At 70.8% G+C, this 19,560-nt stretch carries 19 protein-coding genes; 9 read left to right on the top strand and 10 right to left on the bottom strand.

The features are described 5' to 3' along the window. From LK09_RS02830 to LK09_RS02820, 3 genes are all read right to left on the bottom strand, one after another. Positions 1-1,329 carry an MFS transporter gene (locus LK09_RS02830; RefSeq protein ID WP_039395544.1) on the bottom strand — a complete coding sequence of 443 codons (1,329 nt, stop codon included), beginning with the start codon at positions 1,327-1,329 and terminating at the stop codon, positions 1-3. An 83-nt stretch (positions 1,330-1,412) separates the two neighbouring features. Continuing rightward, positions 1,413-2,828, bottom strand: a complete 1,416-nt coding sequence (locus LK09_RS02825; protein ID WP_052226342.1) for an aromatic amino acid ammonia-lyase — start codon at positions 2,826-2,828, stop codon at positions 1,413-1,415. 22 nt (positions 2,829-2,850) lie between these two features. After that, positions 2,851-3,615, bottom strand: a complete 765-nt coding sequence (locus LK09_RS02820) for an IclR family transcriptional regulator (protein ID WP_052226341.1) — start codon at positions 3,613-3,615, stop codon at positions 2,851-2,853. A gap of 119 nt (positions 3,616-3,734) precedes the next feature. Here LK09_RS02820 and LK09_RS02815 point away from each other — a divergent pair, with 119 nt between their 5' ends. After that, positions 3,735-4,322: an NUDIX hydrolase family protein gene (locus LK09_RS02815; RefSeq protein ID WP_039395540.1), complete on the top strand. Its 588-nt coding sequence runs from the start codon at positions 3,735-3,737 to the stop codon at positions 4,320-4,322. Positions 4,323-4,334: 12 nt separating this feature from the next. After that, positions 4,335-5,567 (top strand): FAD-dependent oxidoreductase, encoded by a 1,233-nt coding sequence (locus LK09_RS02810; protein WP_231562934.1) that lies wholly within the window; start codon positions 4,335-4,337, stop codon positions 5,565-5,567. A 15-nt stretch (positions 5,568-5,582) separates the two neighbouring features. Here the strand turns inward: LK09_RS02810 and LK09_RS02805 are convergent, their stop codons facing one another. From LK09_RS02805 to LK09_RS02790, 4 genes are all read right to left on the bottom strand, one after another. Next, positions 5,583-6,011 carry a hypothetical protein gene (locus tag LK09_RS02805; protein WP_039395534.1) on the bottom strand — a complete coding sequence of 143 codons (429 nt, stop codon included), beginning with the start codon at positions 6,009-6,011 and terminating at the stop codon, positions 5,583-5,585. Between the two features lie 170 nt (positions 6,012-6,181). Beyond that, positions 6,182-7,249, bottom strand: coding sequence for a threonine aldolase family protein (locus LK09_RS02800; RefSeq protein WP_039395531.1), 1,068 nt, complete (start codon positions 7,247-7,249; stop codon positions 6,182-6,184). Positions 7,250-7,306: 57 nt separating this feature from the next. After that, positions 7,307-8,008, bottom strand: a complete 702-nt coding sequence (locus LK09_RS02795; protein ID WP_052226340.1) for an SDR family NAD(P)-dependent oxidoreductase — start codon at positions 8,006-8,008, stop codon at positions 7,307-7,309. Further along, positions 8,001-9,440 (bottom strand): DUF6421 family protein, encoded by a 1,440-nt coding sequence (locus LK09_RS02790; protein ID WP_039395526.1) that lies wholly within the window; start codon positions 9,438-9,440, stop codon positions 8,001-8,003. The genes LK09_RS02795 and LK09_RS02790 overlap by 8 nt, the downstream gene beginning before the upstream one ends. Positions 9,441-9,515: 75 nt before the next feature. Between LK09_RS02790 and LK09_RS02785 the strand changes: the two genes are divergently transcribed. From LK09_RS02785 to LK09_RS02755, 7 genes are all read left to right on the top strand, one after another. Continuing rightward, positions 9,516-10,001: an Lrp/AsnC family transcriptional regulator gene (locus LK09_RS02785; RefSeq protein WP_052226339.1), complete on the top strand. Its 486-nt coding sequence runs from the start codon at positions 9,516-9,518 to the stop codon at positions 9,999-10,001. A gap of 72 nt (positions 10,002-10,073) precedes the next feature. Beyond that, positions 10,074-11,240 (top strand): sensor histidine kinase, encoded by a 1,167-nt coding sequence (locus LK09_RS02780; protein ID WP_039395810.1) that lies wholly within the window; start codon positions 10,074-10,076, stop codon positions 11,238-11,240. 10 nt (positions 11,241-11,250) lie between these two features. Then, positions 11,251-11,937, top strand: a complete 687-nt coding sequence (locus LK09_RS02775; protein ID WP_052226357.1) for a response regulator — start codon at positions 11,251-11,253, stop codon at positions 11,935-11,937. Positions 11,938-12,113: 176 nt separating this feature from the next. Then, positions 12,114-13,472, top strand: coding sequence for an FAD-binding oxidoreductase (locus LK09_RS02770; RefSeq protein WP_039395523.1), 1,359 nt, complete (start codon positions 12,114-12,116; stop codon positions 13,470-13,472). A 115-nt stretch (positions 13,473-13,587) separates the two neighbouring features. Beyond that, entirely contained in the window at positions 13,588-14,358 is a 771-nt protein-coding gene (locus LK09_RS02765) for an ABC transporter ATP-binding protein (protein WP_039395520.1), read from the top strand. A gap of 26 nt (positions 14,359-14,384) precedes the next feature. Next, positions 14,385-15,770: an ABC transporter permease gene (locus LK09_RS02760; protein ID WP_052226356.1), complete on the top strand. Its 1,386-nt coding sequence runs from the start codon at positions 14,385-14,387 to the stop codon at positions 15,768-15,770. Between the two features lie 51 nt (positions 15,771-15,821). Then, on the top strand, positions 15,822-16,415 hold the full coding sequence (locus LK09_RS02755) for an NADPH-dependent FMN reductase (RefSeq protein ID WP_039395517.1): 594 nt from the start codon (positions 15,822-15,824) through the stop codon (positions 16,413-16,415). Between the two features lie 89 nt (positions 16,416-16,504). Here LK09_RS02755 and LK09_RS02750 read toward each other — a convergent pair whose 3' ends face one another. From LK09_RS02750 to LK09_RS02740, 3 genes are all read right to left on the bottom strand, one after another. After that, a complete protein-coding gene (locus LK09_RS02750; RefSeq protein WP_039395514.1) occupies positions 16,505-18,001 on the bottom strand; it encodes an HNH endonuclease signature motif containing protein in 1,497 nt (498 codons plus the stop codon). 58 nt (positions 18,002-18,059) lie between these two features. Next, positions 18,060-18,713 (bottom strand): hypothetical protein, encoded by a 654-nt coding sequence (locus tag LK09_RS02745; RefSeq protein WP_156138627.1) that lies wholly within the window; start codon positions 18,711-18,713, stop codon positions 18,060-18,062. Positions 18,714-18,940: 227 nt separating this feature from the next. Beyond that, a complete protein-coding gene (locus LK09_RS02740; RefSeq protein ID WP_052226336.1) occupies positions 18,941-19,507 on the bottom strand; it encodes a hypothetical protein in 567 nt (188 codons plus the stop codon). Positions 19,508-19,560 lie beyond the last annotated feature (53 nt).

Raw genomic sequence — 19,560 nt, 5'->3', positions numbered from 1 at the left:
TCAGACCAGCTTCTTGGACTCTGTGGCAGGGGCCCAGGCCCACGTCACCAGGGCGCCGAGGGCGAGGACGCCGGCGAGCCAGTACATCGATACCGACACGCCCCACTTCTCCAGGCTGATCGGCAGGAAGAACGTGCCGATCGCCGAGGCGATGCGGCTGGTGGCGTTCAGGAGGCCGACGCCGCTGCCGCGCAGGTGGGTCGGGAACAGCTCCGGCGGGTACACCTGGGTGATGTTCGAGGCGCCCGACATCACGAACGAGTAGATGACGAACGGGATCAGCATCAGCCACGCCGATGCGCCGGAGAGGATGCCGAGCAGCACCAGCATCACCGCCATGATCACGAACGTCCAGAACGTGAAGCCGCGGCGCGGGAACTTCTGGATCGCCCACAGACCGGCGATGCCACCGGCGAGCAGGAACAGGTTGATCACCAGGTTCTGCAGGTTCGCGTCGTGCACCTTCATCGCCTCGAGGATCGTGTACACGAACGTGTAGATCGCGAAGTACGGCAGCACTTGGAAGCTGTAGAAGAGGATGCCGAACCACGTGCTCTTGCGCAGCTCGGGGCTGAACAGCTCGGCGTAGCTGCTCTTCTCCTCCAGGTGGGCGGCGGGGATGTAGACGTTGCCGGTGTTCAGGTACTTCGCGGCGATGTGCTTGGCCTCCTCGCCGCGCCCCTTGCTGATGAGCCAGCCCGGCGACTCGGGCGATCCGATGCGCACGATCAGCACGAACAGGGCCGGGATGAAGCCGGATGCCAGCAGCCACCGCCAGGTGTCCGGTCCGACGTTCACGTATGCGCCGATGATGTTGGCGATCACGTAGCCGACCGTCCACAGCACGGTCAGCGACGCCAGCATGAGGCCGCGGGACTTGCGCGGCGCGAACTCGCTCAGCAGCGTCGGGCCGACCGCGTAGTCGGCGCCGAGCCCGAAGCCGATGAGCAGGCGCAGCACGAACAGGATCTCGACGTTGGGCGCCCAGAACTGGGCGAGGGATGCCGCCGCGATCAGCACGAAGTTGAGCACGTAGACGCGCTGCCGGCCGATGCGGTCGCTCACCCGGCCGAGGATCAGCGAGCCGAAGAACAGGCCGATGAGGGCGGAGCTCGCCAGCATCCCCTGCCAGAAGCCGTTCAGGCCCCACTGCGTGGTGATCATCGGCAGGGCGCTGCCGATGATGCCGAGCGCGTAGCCGTCGGAGAAGTTCGCCCCAAAGGTCATCACGGTGACCTTGAAGTGGAAGCGCCCGAAGGGGATCTGGTCGAGGGCGACCATTCCTTCGGGGACGGGCTCCTGGGCCTCGTCGGTGGTGGCGATGTTCATGTCGATCCTTTGCGTCGTCGGAAGGTTCGGGCCGGGAAGCCGGTGGGTCGGGTGGGAGGGAGGGACGGATGCCTGGCCGGGGGTCAGGCGGGGGAGTCGAGGTATCCGCGCGCGGCGGCGAGGTCCTCGGACAGGGAACGGTCGGCGTGGTCGTGGCCGAGGAGGGGGACCAGGGCGGCGACGAACGCGCCGAGGGGTCGCTGCGGGTCGAGACGGTCGCCGTGCAGCTCGACGGCGCGCAGCGCCGCGAGCAGTTCGCAGGCGAGCACGTCGAAGGCGGCATCCAGACCCCGGCGCAGGTTGCCGACGGCCTGGGTGGAGAAGCTCGAGTGGTTCTCCACGCCGCGCGAGATCACGACGGATCCGAGGGAGGCGGGCTGGGCGCTGTGGCGCAGCTCGGCCTGCGCGGCGGCCTGGTTGTACTCGAGCAGCATGACGCCGCTCGCGCCGGGGGCGCCGGTGCCGAGGAACGAGCCGAGACCGGTCATCTCGGGGTTGGAGAGCTCGGTCAGCCGCGCCACCGAGAGCTGCCCGGTCGAGGCGAGCGCGAGCCCGGCGTGGTCGGTCGCCAGCGCGACCGGCAGCCCGTGGAAGTTGCCGTTGTGGAAGGCATCCCCGGACGCGGCGTCGATGAGGGGGTTCTCTGCGGCGGCGACCAACTCGGCGCCGACGACGCGCTCCAGGGCGTCGCCGGCCGCCGCGAGGGCTCCGGCGACCTGCGGGTACGCGCGGAACCCGTAGGAGTCCTGCACGCGGAGCGGCGTCACCGGGACGTCGGCGAGGAGGGCCCGCACGGCTCCGGCGGCATCCTCCTGACCGGCCTGACCACGCGCGGCCTGCACCTCCGGCTGCAGGCACTCGCGGGAGGCGCGCACAGCGAGGAACGACAGGGCCGCGACCGACGCCTGCGAGCGCTGCCACCGGCGCAGGCGCTCGATCTGGATGCACGCCATCGCGAGGGTCATCGCGTTGGACGACAGGAACGGCAGCGCATCGCCAGGATGGATGTCCCACGCCGGCGACCCGTGCGATTCGTCGCCGAGCAGCGCCAGCGCGATCTCGGCCAGGGCGCTGAGGTCTCCGGTGCCGATCGCGCCGGTCGCGTGCACCCGCGGCATCCGATTCTCGGCGATCGCCGCGTGCAGCGCGGCGATCACGTCGGGGTGGATGCCGGAGCCGCCGCGCAGCAGCTGATTCAGCCGGATGATCAGCGCCGTGCGTACGGTGCGGTCGTCCAGGAGCTCTCCGGAGCCGGTGGCGTGGCTGTGCAGCAGCCGCAGGTCGGTGGCGACGTCCTGCGCGACGCTCGTGTCGCGGTTGGCGCCGACGCCGGTGGTGCGTCCGTAGACGGCGCGTCGCCCGGCGAGCTCGGTGGCCAGCGCGTGGGACGCCGCCACCCGGTCGCGGGCGCGGGCGTCGACCTCGATCGCCGGATGCTCCTGCGCGCCCAGGCGCAGCGCCTCGTCGATCGTGAGGTTCGTTCCATCGAGAGCGGTCATGTCGAAACCTTCGGGGATCCGGTCACAGGCTCAGTTCGAGCCGGGTGAGGGCCTGCGCGGCCATGACGGTGGCGCGCACCGCGCGCGTGGTGAGCTGGCCGGCCCGCAGCACGGGAGCCATCGTGCTCACCGATCCGACGACGACGCCGTGGCTGAACACGGGAGCGGACACGCCCCACACGCCTTCGTCGACCTCGTCCGCGCTCACCGCGAATCCGCGTTCGCGGATGCCGGCGAGGCTGGCGCCGAGCCGCTCGGCCTCGGCCGGGGTCACGCCGTTGCGATCCAGGATCTCGGCGACCTCCTCCGCGGGCAGGTGCGCGAGCACCGCCTTGGCGCTGGCCCCGGCGATCATCGGCACCACCTCGCCGACGGTGAACGAGCAGCGCAGCACCCGCGACCCGTCGGCGGTGTCCACGCACACCACGGTGTCGCCGGAGCGCATCAGCAGCGCGGCGAACTCCTGGGTGTGGGAGGCCAGCTCGGCGAGCGTGCGCGAGGTGTGCCCGGTGCTGAGGACGCTGCGGCGATACCGTTCGGCGAGCGAGATCGACACCGCGCCGGCGTGGTACCGGCCGTGACTGGGACCCTCTTCGACGAGTCCGGCATCCACCAGCGAGGCGATGCAGCGGTAGACGGCGCTCGCCGGCAGGCCCGTGAACGCGCTGATCTCGGTGACGCGCGGGGCATCCATGTGGGCCATCGCCAGCAGCACGTGGGTGACGCGGTCGAAGCTTCCGGTGGGCGGCTCGGCGATGCGCTTCGTTGCGACGGCGGAGGGGGTCATGTGCGGCAGAGTATGCCCGTTTCGCGGCATGCGGAACAGGAAGTTTGCGCTCAGCGCAAATCGACTTCGAACGCCGCGGGTCCTGGGCGCAAACCGGCCGCGGGGGCAGAATGGGGGGCATGCCGGTCCGCACCCCCGATCCCGAGCCCGCCGGCGACGAGCCCTTCGGCCCGCCGCCGGGAAACATGTCGAACCCGGGATGGCTGAGCGACATCGAGCTCGCCGAGGCCCGGCGGCGTCTGCCGATGCTGTACGTCGAAGCCGTGCCGGTGCGGGTGGACGGCATGGGGGTCGTCACCGAGGTGGGGATGCTGCTGCGCGCCACCGTCCTCGGCGAGATCACGCGCACCATCGTGTCCGGCCGGGTGCGCTACGGGGAGCCGCTGCGCGACGCGCTGTTCCGGCACCTGGAGAACGACCTCGGGCCGATGGCGTTCCCGCTGCTGCCGCCGCAGCCGAACCCGTTCACCGTCGCCGAGTACTTCCCGATGCCGGGGCTCGGCGCCTTCCACGACGACCGCCAGCACGCGGTGTCGATGGCGTTCGTGGTGCCGGTCACCGGCACCTGCGAACCGCGCCAGGACGCCCTCGAGGTCACCTGGATGACTCCGCAGGAGGCGGCATCCGACACGGTCGCCGCCGAGATGGAGGGCGGCCGCGGCACCCTCGTGCGCATGGCCCTGGCCAGCGTGGGGGCGCTGCGGTAGGTGTCCGGCTCCGTGCGGCGCACCACCGTCTGCATCGCAGGCGGCGGGCCCGCCGGGCTCATGCTCGGACTGCTGCTGGCCCGCAGCGGGATCGAGGTCACCGTCCTCGAGAAGCACGAGGACTTCTTCCGCGACTTCCGCGGCGACACCGTGCACCCGTCGACGCTGAACCTCATCGACGCGCTCGGACTCCGGGCCCGCTTCGAGGCGATCGACCACGTGCCGCTGCAGCGGCTGGACGTCGTCGTGAACGGCATCCGGATCCACGCCATCGACTTCTCGACGCTGCCCGCGCCGAACCGCCTGGTGACGCTCATGCCGCAGTGGGATCTGCTGGAGCTGCTGGCGGCCGAGGCATCCACCCTGCCCGCGTTCCGCCTCGAGATGGGGGCCGAAGTGGCCGATGTCGTGCGCCGTGACGGCCGGGTGACCGGGGTGCGGCTGACCGACGGCGCCGTGGTCGAGGCCGACCTGGTCGTCGCGTGCGACGGCCGCGCCTCGACGGTGCGCGAAGCCGCCGGGCTCGTCCCACGGGCCCGCGGCGTGCCGACGGACGTCGCCTGGTTCCGGATGCCGCGGCCTGCGGCCCCGATGCCCGACACGCTCGGCTGGATCGGCGCCGAGGGACTCGTCGTGACCATTCCGCGGCCAGGCTATCTGCAGTGCGGGCTGCTCATCCCCAAGGGGTCGTTCGACGCGGTGCGGGCGGGCGGGATCGAGGCGTTCCGTCAGCGCATCGCGCGGGCGGTGCCGCGGTGTGCTGACGTGGTGGGCGACATCGCGAGCCTCGACGACGTCAAGCTGCTGTCGGTGCAGATCGATCGGCTGCCGCGGTGGTGGACGCCGGGACTCCTGTGCATCGGGGATGCCGCCCACGCGATGTCGCCGGTGTTCGGTGTCGGGATCAACTATGCGGTGCAGGATGCCGTGGCCGCCGCCCGGCTGCTGGCGCCCGCGCTGCGGCGGACCGAGCCCGGCCCGGTTGGTGCCGGAGTGGTGGATGCCGGGGCGGTGGATGTCGCGTGCGCGGCGGTTCAACGGCGACGCGATCGGCCGACCGGCGCGATGCAGGCCGTGCAGCGGGCCGTGCACGCGCGCATCGCGTCGGGGGCGCTGTCCGACCTCATCGCGAACCCGCCGACGCGCCGTCAGCGGTTGTTCCTGCGGGCGGTGCTGCCGCGGGTGAAGCCGCTCGTGGCACGGCTCGTCGGCTACGGGTTCCGGCCGGAGCGCCTGGACCCGTAGCCGACGGAATCCGCGTCAGGATGCAGCGGTGCGGATGATGTCGGTGAACCGCGCCTCGACGGCCGACGTCCACTGCGGCACCGCGTAGGCGACCGGCCACAGCTCGCCGTCATCCAGCGCGGCGCGGTCCTCGAAGCCGATCGTCGCGTACCGCTCGCCGAACTTCACGGCCGGCCGCAGGAACACGACGACCTTGCCGGCGTCGTTCGCGAAGGCCGGCATCCCGTAGTACGTCTTGGGCATCAGCTGCGGGGCGACGGTCGTCACCACCCGATAGAGGCCCTCGCCGGTCTCGCGGTCGGAACCTTCCAGCTTTTCGATCGCCTCGCGCACGGCGAGGGTTCCCGCCTCGCGGTCCTTGCCCGCCTTCTCCTGGGCCCGCAGTTCCTTTGCGCGCTGCTTGACCGCTTCGCGCTCCTGCAGGGACAGTCCGCTCTCAGCCATTTCGCCGTTCCTTTCGTCGGTGTTGTTCCGACTCTAGGAACGCGCGGATCCGGATGCTTCTCGGATCCTGCTCGTCTCGGTGGCCGGCGAAACATGGCTTCGGCGACGAAACAGGGCCGCGGCGACTCGGTCTCGTCGGCGCGGCCCTGTTTCGATGGGGGAGCTTGTGGTCAGCGGGTGGTCTCGCGGGCGATCGCGGCCAGGAACGCGTCGATGTCGTCCTCGGACGTGTCGAACGAGCACATCCAGCGCACCTCGTTGCGGGCGGCATCCCAGTCGTAGAACCGGAAGCTGGAGCGGAGGCGGTCGGCGACGCCGTCGGGCAGGGTTGCGAAGATGCCGTTGACCTCGGTCTTCTGCGAGAAGCCGACGCCGCGGACGGTGCCGTCGGCGAGTCCCGCCTCGATGCCGGTGCGCAGGCGGTGCGCCATCGCGTTCGCGTGCGACGCGTTGCGCAGCCACAGGTCGCCCTCGTACAGCGCGATCAGCTGAGCGGACACGAACCGCATCTTCGAGGCCAGCTGCATGTTGAGCTTGCGCAGGAACTTCAGGCCGTGGGATGCCGCGGGGTCCAGCACCACGATCGCCTCGGCGCCGAGGGCGCCGTTCTTCGTGCCGCCGACCGAGAGGATGTCGATGCCGGCATCCCGCGTGAAGGCGCGCAGCGGCACGTCGAGGGCGGCAGCGGCGTTGGAGAGCCGGGCGCCGTCGAGGTGCACCCGCATGCCGAGCGAATGGGCGTGGTCGGCGATCGCGCGCAGTTCGGCCGGCGTGTACAGGGTGCCGAGCTCGGTGGACTGGGTGATCGAGACGGCCAGCGGCTGGGCGCGGTGCTCGTCGCCCCAGCCCCACGCCTCGCGGTCGATGAGCTCGGGGGTGAGCTTTCCGTCGGGGGTCTCGACCTGCAGGATCTTGATGCCCGCGACCCGCTCCGGTGCGCCGCCCTCGTCGGTGTTGATGTGCGCGGTCTTGGCCGCGACCACCGCACCCCAGCGGGGCAGCAGGGACTGGATCGCGGTGACGTTCGCGCCGGTCCCGTTGAACACCGGGAACGCCTCGACGGGATCGCCGAAGTGCGCCGCGAACACCTGCTGCAGGCGCTCGGTGTAGGCATCCTCCCCGTACGCGACCTGGTGGCCGCCGTTGGCCGCCGCGATCGCGGCGAGCACCTCGGGGTGCACGCCGGAGTAGTTGTCGGATGCGAAGCCGCGCACAGCGGTGTCGTGGAGGGAGGTCACGAGGATCCAATCTAGTTCGGGTGGCTGACCCGGGTGGTGCCCACGTCCCCACCCGGGTCAGGGGAGGGTGAGAACCGTGTCGTTCAGCTCCGCGGCATCCTGCGCGAACAGGCCTGCCACGGCGGAGGCCAGGGCGGCCTCGTGGTCGGCCAGCGCCTTCACGCGGAAGATCACCGCGGCGGCGCGCAGCGGGGTGCCGGCATCCCGCGCGGCCTTCGCGAAGCCCTGTGCGACCGCCCGGGTCCACGCCTCGGCGCCCGCCTTGACTGCGGCGTAGTTGGCGCCGCCGGCGAGGGGCCGGGCCACGCTCACCGACGAGACGATGGCGAGGCGGCCGGCATCCGACGCGCGCAGGTCGGCGTCGAAGGCGCGGCTCACGTGGCGCAGGGCCGTCAGGGATGCCTCCAGTGCGCGGTAGTCCTCGTCGGTCTGTCCGGCCAGGCCCCCGCCGCCGCGCCAGCCGCCCACGAGCGGGAGGACGCCGTCGAACCGGATGCCGCGCTCCCGCAGCCGGGCGGCGAGGTCGGCGACCTGCTGCTCGTCGGTCACGTCGCACACCTCGGGCTCGGCGCCGAGTTCGGCGAGCGGCTCGAGGCGGGCGGCGTCGCGGCCGGTGGCGACGACGCGCGCACCGGCCGCGATCAGGGCACCCGCGACGGCGCGGCCGGCGTCGCTGGTCGCACCGGCGAGGAGCACGGTGCGACCGGAGCGATTCGTCTCGCTGCGCTCGCGGGGCGACTGCGAGCTCTCGTCAGGCATCTCGTCCGGTGATGCCCGACGTCGACTCGATGACGTCGCCCATCTTCTTGGACAGGGCCTCGTAGAACATCGACAGCGGGAACTCGTCGTCCATCACCTGGTCGGTGTACCCCTTGGGGGCGCCGGCGAGGATCTCGTCGGGCAGGCCGCGGTTCCAGGTGGACGCCGGGTTGGGGGTGACGACCGAGCGCACCAGGTCGTAGGCGGCGAGCCAGTGCGCCGTCTTCGGCCGGTCGATCGACTGCCAGTAGAGGTGGTCGATCGCGTCGCCGAGCGCGACGACCGCGGCCGGCACGTCGTCCCAGTCGAACGCGAGCGCCGTGTCGGTCCAGTGCAGCACGTTGCGCTGATGCAGCCACGCGAACAGCAGCTGTCCGCCCAGGCCGTCGTAGTTGCGCACGCGCGAGCCGGTGATCGCGAAGCGGAAGATGCGGTCGAAGATCACCGCGTACTGCACGAGCCCGGCGTGGAGCAGCGTCTGCTGCTCGGTCTCGGTCAGCTGCTCACCGGCATCCACCCGGGCCTGCAGCGAACGCTGGATCGACACGCACTCGCGGAACGCGGTCAGGTCGCAGCGCAGCTCTTCGAGCGAGTACAGGAAGAACGGCATCCGCTGCTTGATCATGAACGGGTCGAAGGGCAGGTCGCCGCGCATGTGGGTGCGGTCGTGGATGATGTCCCACATCACGAACGTGCGCTCGGTGAGCTGCTGGTCGTCGAGCATCGCGGCGGCGTCGGCCGGCAGGTCGAGCTTGGTGATGTCGGATGCCGCACGCACGACTCGGCGGTAGCGGGCGGCCTCGCGGTCCTGGAAGATCGCGCCCCACGTGAACGCCGGGATCTCGCGCATCGCGACCGTTTCCGGGAACAGCACCGCGCAGTTGGTGTCGTAGCCGGGGGTGAAGTCGACCAGGCGCAGGCTCACGAACAGCTTGTTGGTGTACTGCGTCTCGAGCTGGTCGATGAACTCCGGCCAGATGGTCTCGACGATGAGGGCCTCGACGTGGCGCTCGGACGAGCCGTTCTGCGTGTACATCGGGAAGACGACGAGGTGACGGATGCCGTCGACGCGGTGAAGCTGAGGCTGGAAGGCGACGAGCGAGTCGAGGAAGTCCGGCACGCCGAACCCGCCGTCGACCCACGCGGCGAAGTCGGCGGGGAGCGCCCGGAGGTACTCGGCGTCGTGCGGGAACAGCGGCGCCAGCGTGCGGATCGACGCGACGATCGTGTCGACGTGTTCGCGGGCCGCGGCGTGGTCGGATGCCTCGGGGATGGAGCCGTCCTTGATCTGCAGCGGCTGCAGGGCGGTGGCGGCTTGCTTCAGCGCGATCCACGCCGCCGACTTCTCGGCGGTGGCGGCGGTCGTGCCGTCTTCGAGGACCTCGGGTTCTCCGACGATGGCCTTTGCTTCATGGGCGTAGGTGAGTGACATGGGGAAACCTCCGATCCTGGAGTTCAGCCGGAAATATTCCGGCATATCGACTGTGATGCGGATAATCTTACAGGTATGACCGATGTTCTGGCGACCCCGGCTCCCGCGGCGAATCTCGACGCCACCGACCTCGCGATCGTCGCGGCGATCTCGCAGGATGCCCGCGCGACCCTGGCCCAGTTGTCCGACACGGTCGGGCTGTCGGTGTCGGCGGTGCAGGCGCGGCTTCGCCGGCTCGAGACCCGCGGCGTCATCGCCGGGTACCGACCCATCCTCGACGCCGAAGCGGTCGGCAAGCCGCTGTCCGCGTTCATCGAGATCACGCCCCTGCGCCTGGACCAGCCCGACGACGCCCCCGAACTGCTCGAGCACCTCGCCGAGATCGAGGGCTGCTATTCGATCGCGGGCCAGGCGAGCTACATGCTCTTCGTGCGCGTCGCATCGCCGCGCGAGCTGGAGCGGCTGATCCGCGACATCCGGCTGGCGGCATCCGTCTCGACCCGCACGACGGTCGTGCTGCAGACGTTCTACGAGCATCGTCCCATCGTCCCCGCACGGTAGCCTGCGGGGTCCCGCGCGGGATACATCGCGCGACGGATGCCGCCCGACGGGTGCTCCCGTAGCGTGGAGAGCGTGTTCCGCCCCCTGACCACCCGCCAGTGGACGTTCGACGTGTGCGTCGGCGTCCTCTTCTTCGTGCTCGCGGGCTGGCCGGTGGTGCAGGGCGTGGTGAACGGGCAGCCCGGCCAGGCGCTGGTCGGGTTGACCCTGACGGCCCTGATCTCCGGAGCGCTGGTGATCCGCCGGTTCTCGCCCGGTGTGGCGCTGATGGCCGCGTGGACGGTCGCCGTTCTGCAGATGCTGGCGGGCTTCCAGGTGGAGGCCTACGATCTCGCGATCTTCGGCGTCCTGTACGCGACGGCCGCGTACGGGACGCGGGTGGTGTTCTGGCTCGGGTTCGCCTCGGCGCTCGTGGGAGCGCTGGTCGCGACCGCCTACCTGCAGCTGCGCAACCTGATCGAGATGATCCATCTCGGATCGATGGGGGCGCTCGTCACCGCGGGATTCGCGTGGATGGCCGCCTCGTTCGCGTTGCTCCTGGCCTGGACGACGGGAGCCATGGTGCGCGCCGTGCTGCGCTCCCGGGCATCCCGGCTCGCGCAGGTGCAGGCCGAGGCGGAGGCGGCCACCGAACAGGAGCGGGTGCGCATCGCCCGCGACATGCACGACGTCGTCGCGCACTCGCTCGCCGTGGTGATCGCCCAGGCGGACGGCGCGCGCTACGCGGCGGCCTCCGACCCGGATGCCGCCACGGCCGCGCTGGGGACGATCTCGTCCACGGCCCGGGCGGCCCTGGCCGATGTCCGGCTGCTGCTCGGACAGCTGCGGCATTCTCAGAGCGACGGGCCGCAGCCGTCGCTCGCCGACCTCGAGGGACTGTTTGCCCAGGTGCGGGCGGCGGGCCTCGAGCTGCGGGTGACGGTGGATCCGGCTCCGCGCTCGGAGCCGGGCGCGGCGGTGCAGTTGGCGGTGTACCGGATTCTCCAGGAGGCCTTCACGAACGCGATCCGGCACGGCGATCACGGCGCCGCCGACGTGACGCTGGCCTGGATGCCGGATGCCGTGGCGGTCACGGTGCGCAATCGGCTCGCGGCCGATGCGGCGCCGCAGCCGGGCGGGCACGGCCTGATCGGCATGCGCGAGCGCGCGCAGCTGGTTGGTGGCACGCTGGATGCCGGTGCCGAGGGCACCGAGTTCGTCGTGCGGGCCCGCATCCCGCTCTCGGGGGTCGTTCAGTGAGGTGGGGACGGTGACAGACGCGCGAGCAGGGTCGCAGGAGCACGAGGCGTCGCGGATCCGCGTGGTGCTCGTCGACGACCAGGCGCTGTTCCGTGCGGGCATCCGCATGGTCATCGATTCGCAGCCCGACCTGGAGGTGGTGGGCGAGGCCGGCAACGGCCGGGACGGGCTCGACGTGGTGCGCCGGGCCAGGCCGGATGTCGTGCTGATGGACATCCGGATGCCGGTGCTCGACGGTCTCGCCGCGACGGCCGAGCTGCTGCAGGACGCGCCGGGCGATCCGGGGCCGCGCATCGTGATGCTCACCACGTTCGACCTCGACGAAGCGGCCGCGCGTGCGATCCGGCAGGGAGCGTCGGGCTTTCTGCTGAAGGATGCCGACCCCGAGTTCCTGCTGGCTGCGATCCGCACCGTGCACGCGGGTTCTGCGGTCATCGCGGCGTCCGCGACCCGTGAGCTCTTCGCGCAGTCGACGGCGCAGACGCAGCCCGTGCCGGCATCCTTCCAGGACCTCACCGAGCGCGAGCGCGAGATCTTCGCGCTCGCCGCCCGCGGGCTGTCGAACGCCGAGATCGCGGCGCGGGAGTACCTGTCGGAGGCGACCGTGAAGACCCACATCAGCCGGATCCTCACCAAGCTCGCACTTCGCGACCGCGTGCAGCTGGTGGTGTTCGCGTTCGAGCACGGCTTGGCCTGACCTCCCGCCGGCACGCGCGGCCCCCTTGCGCGCCCGGTGCGGGTGCCACAGACTGCGTTGCGGAGCGACGATCTGCGGCGGCCGAACGGCTTCGGGGTATCACGCGCCGGCTGCCGGGCTCCTTGAATTCTGCGTGCCCCGGTCGGGGCGCCCGTGTTCTGATTCGGAGGTTCTTCATGTCCGCACTCACGATCGACCCGTCGCCGTTGCGCGAGGTCGGCTGCATCCTGCTTCCCGGCGACGCCGGGTACGAGGCGGCGTGCACGCCGTGGAACCTCGCGTTCCCGTTGCGGCCGGCGGCGGTCGCCGTGCCGCGTTCGGTGGACGACGTCGTCGCGGCGGTCACCGCGGCCGATCGTCTCGGGCTGCGGATCGCGCCGCAGAGCACCGGGCACGCGGCATCCACGATCGCCCCCGCGGTCGGCGACGACACGCTGCTGGTCCGTCTGAGCGAGTTGACCGGGGTCACCGTCGACGTCGCGGCGCGCACGGCGCGCGTGGTGGGCGGAACGGTGTGGCGCGAGGTCGTCGAGGCGGTCGCACCGCACGGGCTCACCGCCGTGCACGGGAGCGCGGGAGACGTCGCCGTCGCGGGGTATGTGCTCGGCGGCGGTGTGTCGTTCTACGGCCGCCGGCACGGCCTTGCGACCGGTGGAGCGCGAGCGTTCGAGGTGGTGACGGCGTCGGGACGCCTCGTGCGCGCGACCGCGGACGAGCATCCGGAGCTCTTCTGGGCTCTGCGCGGAGGCGGCGGCAACTTCGGGGTCGTCGTCGCGCTCGAGCTGGACCTGCTGCCGATCACGGATCTCGTCGCCGGCATGCTGCTGTGGGATCTGGATCGCGCCCCGGAGGTGCTGCGGGCGTGGAACGACTGGTCGGCGACCGCGCCGGACGCGGCCACGACGAGTCTGCGCATGATGCGGTTTCCGCCGATCCCGGAGCTGCCGCCGTTCATCAGCGGCCGGCGCCTCATCGTGGTCGACGGTGCGATCCTCACGGACGACGAGGAGGCCGCCGATCTGCTCGCACCGCTGCGCGCCCTGGCGCCGGAGCTCGACACGTTCGCCAGAATTCCCGCGGCGGGTCTCCTCGAGGTGCACATGGACCCGCCTCAGCCGTCGCCCGCGGTCAGCGACCACACGCTGCTCGACGACCTGGACGATGCCGGGCTCGACGCCCTGCTGGGGGCCGCGGGACCGGATGCCGAGTCTGCCCCGATGATCGTGGAGCTTCGTCAGCTGGGCGGGGCCCTCGCCGGCGGCCACGACGGCGCGCTGCCCGGCCTCGGCGGGCGGTTCGCGGTGTACACGGTCGCGATGGCGCCGACGCCGGAGGCGTTCGCGGCCGGTCAGCGCTCGACCGCGGCGGTCGTGGATGCCGTGCGTCCGTGGGCGGCTGCCACCGTGTTCGCGAACTTCTCGGACCGCACGAAGCCCGCATCCGACCTGTTCGATGCCGATGTGGTCGCCCGGCTCGCGGCCGTGCGCGACGAGTACGACCCGCGACGCCGGATGCTCGCCGCCCACGAGGTGTGAGTCCCGGCGGGGATGATCCACCCCGAGACGCATGCCCGATGTCATCCTTGCGATGTATGCGGATCCGGCTCGGGGCCGACGCGCCGGGTTCGGGGTGATCCCTAACGTCGGTGATATGGAGATCACAACCACCGACCTGGGCCTGGCGGCCCGAGTGCAGCAACTCACCAAGACGTTCGGTTCGGGGGACGGCGAGGTGCGCGCGCTCGACAACGTGTCGGTCGGCGTCCGCCGGGGCGAGTTCACCGCGATCATGGGGCCCTCCGGTTCGGGGAAGTCGACGCTGATGCATGTGATGGCGGGGTTGGATGCCGCATCGTCCGGTCGGGCGTGGATCGGCGACACCGAGATCACCGGTCTCGGCGACAAGGAGCTGACGCTTCTGCGTCGTCGCCGGGTCGGGTTCGTCTTCCAGGGGTTCAACCTGGTGCCGACGCTCGATGTGATGGGCAACATCCTGCTGCCGTTCGACCTGGACGGCCGCACGCCGTCGGCGCTCGAGCGCGCGCGCATCGAGGGGCTGGTCGAGACGCTCGGTCTTTCGCCGCGGCTGCGGCATCGCCCGCACGAATTGTCCGGTGGGCAGCAGCAGCGCGTGGCGATCGCGCGCGCCCTGGCCACGGCGCCCGATCTCGTGTTCGCCGACGAGCCGACCGGCAACCTCGATTCGCGTTCGGGGTGCGAGGTGCTGGCGCTGCTGCGTGCGGCTTCCGCCGAGCACGGCCAGTCGATCGCGATGGTGACGCACGACCCGGTGGCGGCTTCGCACGCCGACCGGGTGGTGTTCCTCGGCGACGGCCGCATCACTGCGGACATGCCGCGCCAGACGGCGGAGCAGATCTCCGCCCACATGCTGGCGGCCGACGGTGCGGGGGTGGCAGCGTGAACTGGGCGTTCCTGCGCGAGCGGGGCATGGGGGCGAGCATCCTCGTCGCGGCGATCTCGTCGGCTTTCGGGGCGCTGCTCATCATCGCGATCACCTTCATCGGCGCGTTGCTCAGCGCGGATCCGTTCATCGGGGAGAGCCGGACTCTCGCGTTCGTGCTGAGTTTCATCGGGCTGGTGATCGCGGGGGTCGCGGTCTATGTCGGGGCGATCGTGACGGCCAACACCTTCGCGACGATCGTCGCGGGCCGGACTCGGCGCATCGCGCTCATGCGTCTGATCGGCGCCACCGCTCGCTCTCAGCGCCGGGAGGTGGCCACCCAGGGGCTGGTGGTCGGCGTGATCGGAGCGGTGATCGGCCTGGTCGCCGGCACGGCGGTCGGTGCGGCCGGGACGCAGTTCGCGCACAGCGCGCTGCATCTGGCCGACGTCGCCTTCCCCCTGGTGCAGCCGCTCATGCTGCTGCCCGCAGTGGCGGTCGCCCTCACAACCTGGGGCGCGGCGTGGGCCGGATCGCGTCCGGTGCTGAACGTGACGCCCCTGGAGGCCCTCGGCGGGTCGGTCTCGGCCTCTCGTGAGGAGGTGGCGCTGCGTCGGGGACGCCACGTCGCCTCCGTCGTCCTGCTGGCCGTGGGCGGTCTGCTGCTCGCAGCCGGCGTCGCGCTGGGCCTGCTCTCGCCGCTCGGCGTCGTGGTCGCGTTCTTCGGCGGCATCCTGTCGTTCACCGGGCTCGCACTGGGGTCCACGCTCGTGATGCCGCCGGTGCTCGGCCTGGTCGGGCGCCTCTTCGGCGGCTCCGCGCCGGCGAGGATGGCCGCGCAGAATGCGCTGCGATACCCCGAGCGGGCGAGCCGGATGACGATCGGCGTGGTGATGGGAGTCACCCTCGTGACGATGTTCGCCGTCGCGACCGCATCGATCAAGGTGATCCTGACGGCGTCGGCCGGGGGGAAGCTGCCGCCGGAACTCGCGAACGTGCTGGACACGTTCTCGGCGATCATGATGGGGCTCGTGGGGGTGTCGGCGGTCATCGCGGCCGTCGGGCTCGTGAATCTGCTCACCATCGGCATCGTCCAGCGTCGTCGCGAGCTGGGCCTGCTGCGGGCTCTCGGGCTGTCGTCCGGGCAGATTCGTCAGATGGTGCTGCTGGAGGCGGCGCACATCACCATCGCGGCGGCGCTCTCGGGTCTCGTGCTCGGGACGCTCTACGGCTGGGTCGCGGCGCAGTCGCTGCTGGGCTCGGTGTCCGCGCACGCGGGCGGTTCGGTCGGGGCGGGTCTCGTCGCGCCGGCGGTTCCGCTCGTCCCGATGCTGGTGATCGTGGGGGCCACCGGCGTCCTGACCCTGGTCGCGGCGGCGGTGCCGACACGACTGGCGACTCGGGTGTCGCCGGTCGAGGCGCTCGCCGTGTGACGGGTCGGCGTGCCCCTGCCGGTTCGGGCCCGGCAGGGGCATGCTGTTGCCATGCAGATCGAGATTCTTCAGCATGAGCCGCCCTACCGCGTCGGTGTGATCATCGGCAGTCTCTCCAAGGAGTCCATCAACCGGCGCCTTGCCGGGGCGTTGCAGAAGCTGGCGCCGAAGGAGCTGGAATTCTTCGAGATCGACTACAGCCGTCTTCCCCTGTACAACCGGGATTTCGACGCCGACTACCCGCCGGAGGCTCTCGAGTTCAAGGCTCAGGTGCGCAGCGCCGACGCGATCCTGTTCGTCACTCCGGAGTACAACCGGTCGCTCCCCGGTGCGCTGAAGAACGCGATCGACTGGGGCAGCAGGCCGTGGGGCCAGAACGTCTGGGCCGACAAACCCACCGGCGTCGTGGGGGCGTCGCCGGGGCAGATCGGCACGGCGGTCGGGCAGCAGTCGTTGCGCGCGACGCTGAGCTTTCTGAACGCCCGTCAGATGACGTCGCCGGAGGCGTACGTGTCGTACTCGCCGGGCCTTGTCGACGATGACGGCAACGTGACGGTGGAGGCGACCGCGCAGTTTCTCTCGATGGTGATGGAGAAGTTCCTCGAGTACATCGCGCGGGTGCTCACGGTGATCCCGCGCCCCTGACCCGTTCGAGTCTCCGCTTGCGCCGAGCGCCCCGATCGGACCCCGGGTTCGGTCGGGGCGGTGTCCTGTGCGAAGTGTTGACGCGCGGCTCATGCTGCGGCCTCGGGTGTGGCGGTTCGGAATCGGGTGGGTGGTGGTTGGAGGTCGCCGAACGCATATCGGCGTTCGAGGCGCTGGTGCAGCACGATGTGCTCGACGTCGGGGTCGGGGGAGTGGAGGACGAAGGGTCCGGTTCCGTCGCGGGTGATCCACCAGCCGTGGTGGTGCAGGTTCATGTGGTGGAACCTGCACAGCAGGATGCCGCGGTCCACATCGGTTCTGCCGCCTTCGGAGTGCAGGTCGATGTGGTGCGCTTCGCAGGAGGAGGGCGGTCTGTCGCAGCCGGTCCAGCCGCATCCGCCGTCGCGTTGCGCGAGCGCGAGGCGTTGTTTCGCGGTGAACAGGCGGGTGTCCCGGCCGAGGTTGAGTGGGTTGCCGTTCGGGTCGATGGTGATGGTGGTGGTGCCGGTGTCGCAGACGTGCTGTGCGGCGAACGCGGCCGGCACCGTGGTGTTGGTGTCTTCGATGACCGCGACGCCGGACCCGGTGCGGCTGGTGTCGGTGACGACGACCCGCACGCCGGCCTGCCGCGCACCGAACACCGACGCGGCGTCGGCGAGCGACCCGGTGTGCAGCACGTCCAGGAGCAGGTCGTACGCGAGCTGGTCATTCGTACGCGGGTCGGCGACCAGGGCGTCGGCCGCGGCCTTCTCGTCGGGGTCCACGAACCGGGGCCCGCCGCGACGCGGCCGCAGCGCGGCATCCAGCACGGACGTCACCCACGCGGCCCCGCCGGGCTCGAACCGGATCTTCGCGCACGTGACGCCGTCGGCATCCCGCCACATCCGGAACGACCGGGCCTCGTACTGCTCCTCGAACCGGCGCCGGGCGCCTTCGGGATCGAGCTGGTCGCGGATGCACCGGGCCGCAGACCCGAGGTCTTCCACCGTGCGCCGCGACGCCTCATCGATCAGCTGCTCCGCCGCGGTGGTCCACGCAGCGGTCGTCTCCGCGTCGGGCTGCTCGCTCGCGGAATCGCCATCGGACGGCGGTTCGCCGAGCCCGCGGCGGATCGCCGTCTGCTGGTCCAGCGTGATCCGGCCCGCGGTGAACGCCTCACCGAGACACGCGTGCCAGGCGCGCAGGGGCGTCGTCGGGTCGGGCTGGGAGCCGTCGTCCGGATCGCCCGGCGGAGCTGTCTGCACGGTGTCGACGAGCGCCTGACCGAGGCGCGCGGCCTTGCCGGCCTGTGTACGGGAGACGCCGGTCAGATCTTGGATCAGACCGACCGCCGAGCGGTGTCCGCGTTTCTGCGCCAGCCCGCCGTGCCCGGCATCCCGCGTGGATCGCTCGGCGACCACGCCCGTCGCCACCACCCGCAGTGCCTCGAGCTCTCGGATCGCCGCTGATGTGGACGCGATCACCGCGACCACCTCGTCATCCTGCAGTCGAGTCACGGCGGTGCCGGCCTCTGTGACGGACACTTCTCCGAGCATCGCGGTCAGCACGTCGAGTTGGTGATCGACTTTAGCTACGAAACTGGCCATGCCTGAAGTGTCGCACGGACCTCCGACATTGGGAGATATGTGCGGTCACGAGCCGGAATCAGTGGACCGTTCCGGGGCATCCGGGTCCGTCGGGGTCTTCGTCGCAGGTGTGCTCGACGAGGACGGTGTGGGCGACGTACAGCTGGAAGCGCTTCCCCGGGGCGTTCGCGACCACGTACCCCTCGACGTCGTACCAGCCGGCGGAGCCGGCGAACAACACCTGCGCGGTGAAGGCGACGGTGACTCGTGCGGTGACGAGGGCCTTGCGGCGATACGTGTGGGAAGTGGCGGTGGGGGTGAACATGAGCTCTCCGCGCCCGGCTTTCCAGGAGGACCCCGCGGCGCGAGTGGTCTTCGTGATGCCGTCGCCGTAATCGAACCGGTAGAGGGCCGGCGTGAACCGGACGGTGACGGGCTCGCCGAAGAGAGTGCCCGTCAGTGATTGGCGGGTCGCGGTGACGATGAAGTTCGTCGGCCGCCCCACGATCCCGAACTTCTTCGGCTCCATCGTCAACGACGGGGTGGTTGGACGGAAGGAGGCGATGTCGCTGAGGGTCGGGATGCGGGGGCCGGTCGTGCTGGGTGTGGACTGTTTGATCGGCGATGGCGCCGCGCAGGGGACGGGAGTACCCGCCTCGGTGCAGGGTGCGGGTGCCACGCCACCGAGTTCGTCGGTGCTCGCGGCTGCCCAGTCGATGGCGTCGGGAATCATGGAGCCCGCGTCGTGAGCTGTGTTGCTGTTCTGACTTTGTCCGCCTGACCGGGAACCGCTTCCCGGAGTCCCGGACCCGACGTCATTGCCAGGGCGAGTCCCCACGACGGACACCTGGCTCCCGTCGGTGACGCTCGCGTGGGCGGTCCCCTCGCTTGCGCTTCCGAGCCCCAGGTCCCCCATCGGGCGAAGCCCGCTGACGACGATGGCCATCGCGAGGACCGTCCTCAAGACGGAGCGCATGCCGGCTCACCCTTGCGGTCTTCGATCTTGATGATCTTCATTCCTGTGGGGGTGGAAGCGTCTCTCGAAAACGAGATCTTCACCGGCAGGTGGTCGCGGCGTGACGGCGAGACCACGGACATCCCTTCCGAATCGCTCAGTTCGATGTCACTCACGTTGAAGCATCCGACCAGGAAGACGTCGCCCCACAGTGGATCGCTGGTATCGGACGGAAGGGGCTGCAGAAGATCGATGCGGTATTTGCCGGAGAGCTTCCACCGCTTCGCCGACATCGCGGTGAGCTCCTCCTCATCCGTATCCAGGGCGTCGCCCAGCAGCCACGCGTAGACCGGTTCGAACGTCTTCGGGTCGTCGAGGTCCACCTGATTGCCGGCATCCACATACCCGCGGTAGGTCGCCTCCGCCGCCCTGTACGCCGCGTCGGCACTCGCGAACGGCGGGGTGGGCGTCGGGCTCGGCGTCGGCGCGGCGCTCCCGCACCCTGCCAGTCCGACCGCCAGCCCCGCGGCCAGCACCCCTCCGATCAGCCCACCGGTGACACGCGACTTCATCCCGCCACGGTAATCAGATCCGCGCGACGACCTTGAAAGTTATCCACAGGCCG

This window comes from Microbacterium mangrovi (genome assembly GCF_000802305.1).
GTDB classification, from domain to species: domain Bacteria; phylum Actinomycetota; class Actinomycetes; order Actinomycetales; family Microbacteriaceae; genus Microbacterium; species Microbacterium mangrovi.
This window is presented reverse-complemented; position numbering and strand designations above follow the sequence as displayed.

Bases quoted from the DNA above. Each gene is read 5' to 3' on its own strand.
- LK09_RS02830 (WP_039395544.1), bottom strand. From the start codon at position 1,329: ATGAACATCGCCACCACCGACGAGGCCCAGGAGCCCGTCCCCGAAGGA.
- LK09_RS02825 (WP_052226342.1), bottom strand. From the start codon at position 2,828: ATGACCGCTCTCGATGGAACGAACCTCACGATCGACGAGGCGCTGCGC.
- LK09_RS02820 (WP_052226341.1), bottom strand. From the start codon at position 3,615: ATGACCCCCTCCGCCGTCGCAACGAAGCGCATCGCCGAGCCGCCCACC.
- LK09_RS02815 (WP_039395540.1), top strand. From the start codon at position 3,735: ATGCCGGTCCGCACCCCCGATCCCGAGCCCGCCGGCGACGAGCCCTTC.
- LK09_RS02805 (WP_039395534.1), bottom strand. From the start codon at position 6,011: ATGGCTGAGAGCGGACTGTCCCTGCAGGAGCGCGAAGCGGTCAAGCAG.
- LK09_RS02795 (WP_052226340.1), bottom strand. From the start codon at position 8,008: ATGCCTGACGAGAGCTCGCAGTCGCCCCGCGAGCGCAGCGAGACGAAT.
- LK09_RS02790 (WP_039395526.1), bottom strand. From the start codon at position 9,440: ATGTCACTCACCTACGCCCATGAAGCAAAGGCCATCGTCGGAGAACCC.
- LK09_RS02785 (WP_052226339.1), top strand. From the start codon at position 9,516: ATGACCGATGTTCTGGCGACCCCGGCTCCCGCGGCGAATCTCGACGCC.
- LK09_RS02770 (WP_039395523.1), top strand. From the start codon at position 12,114: ATGTCCGCACTCACGATCGACCCGTCGCCGTTGCGCGAGGTCGGCTGC.
- LK09_RS02765 (WP_039395520.1), top strand. From the start codon at position 13,588: ATGGAGATCACAACCACCGACCTGGGCCTGGCGGCCCGAGTGCAGCAA.
- LK09_RS02760 (WP_052226356.1), top strand. From the start codon at position 14,385: ATGGGGGCGAGCATCCTCGTCGCGGCGATCTCGTCGGCTTTCGGGGCG.
- LK09_RS02755 (WP_039395517.1), top strand. From the start codon at position 15,822: ATGCAGATCGAGATTCTTCAGCATGAGCCGCCCTACCGCGTCGGTGTG.
- LK09_RS02750 (WP_039395514.1), bottom strand. From the start codon at position 18,001: ATGGCCAGTTTCGTAGCTAAAGTCGATCACCAACTCGACGTGCTGACC.
- LK09_RS02745 (WP_156138627.1), bottom strand. From the start codon at position 18,713: ATGATTCCCGACGCCATCGACTGGGCAGCCGCGAGCACCGACGAACTC.
- LK09_RS02740 (WP_052226336.1), bottom strand. From the start codon at position 19,507: ATGAAGTCGCGTGTCACCGGTGGGCTGATCGGAGGGGTGCTGGCCGCG.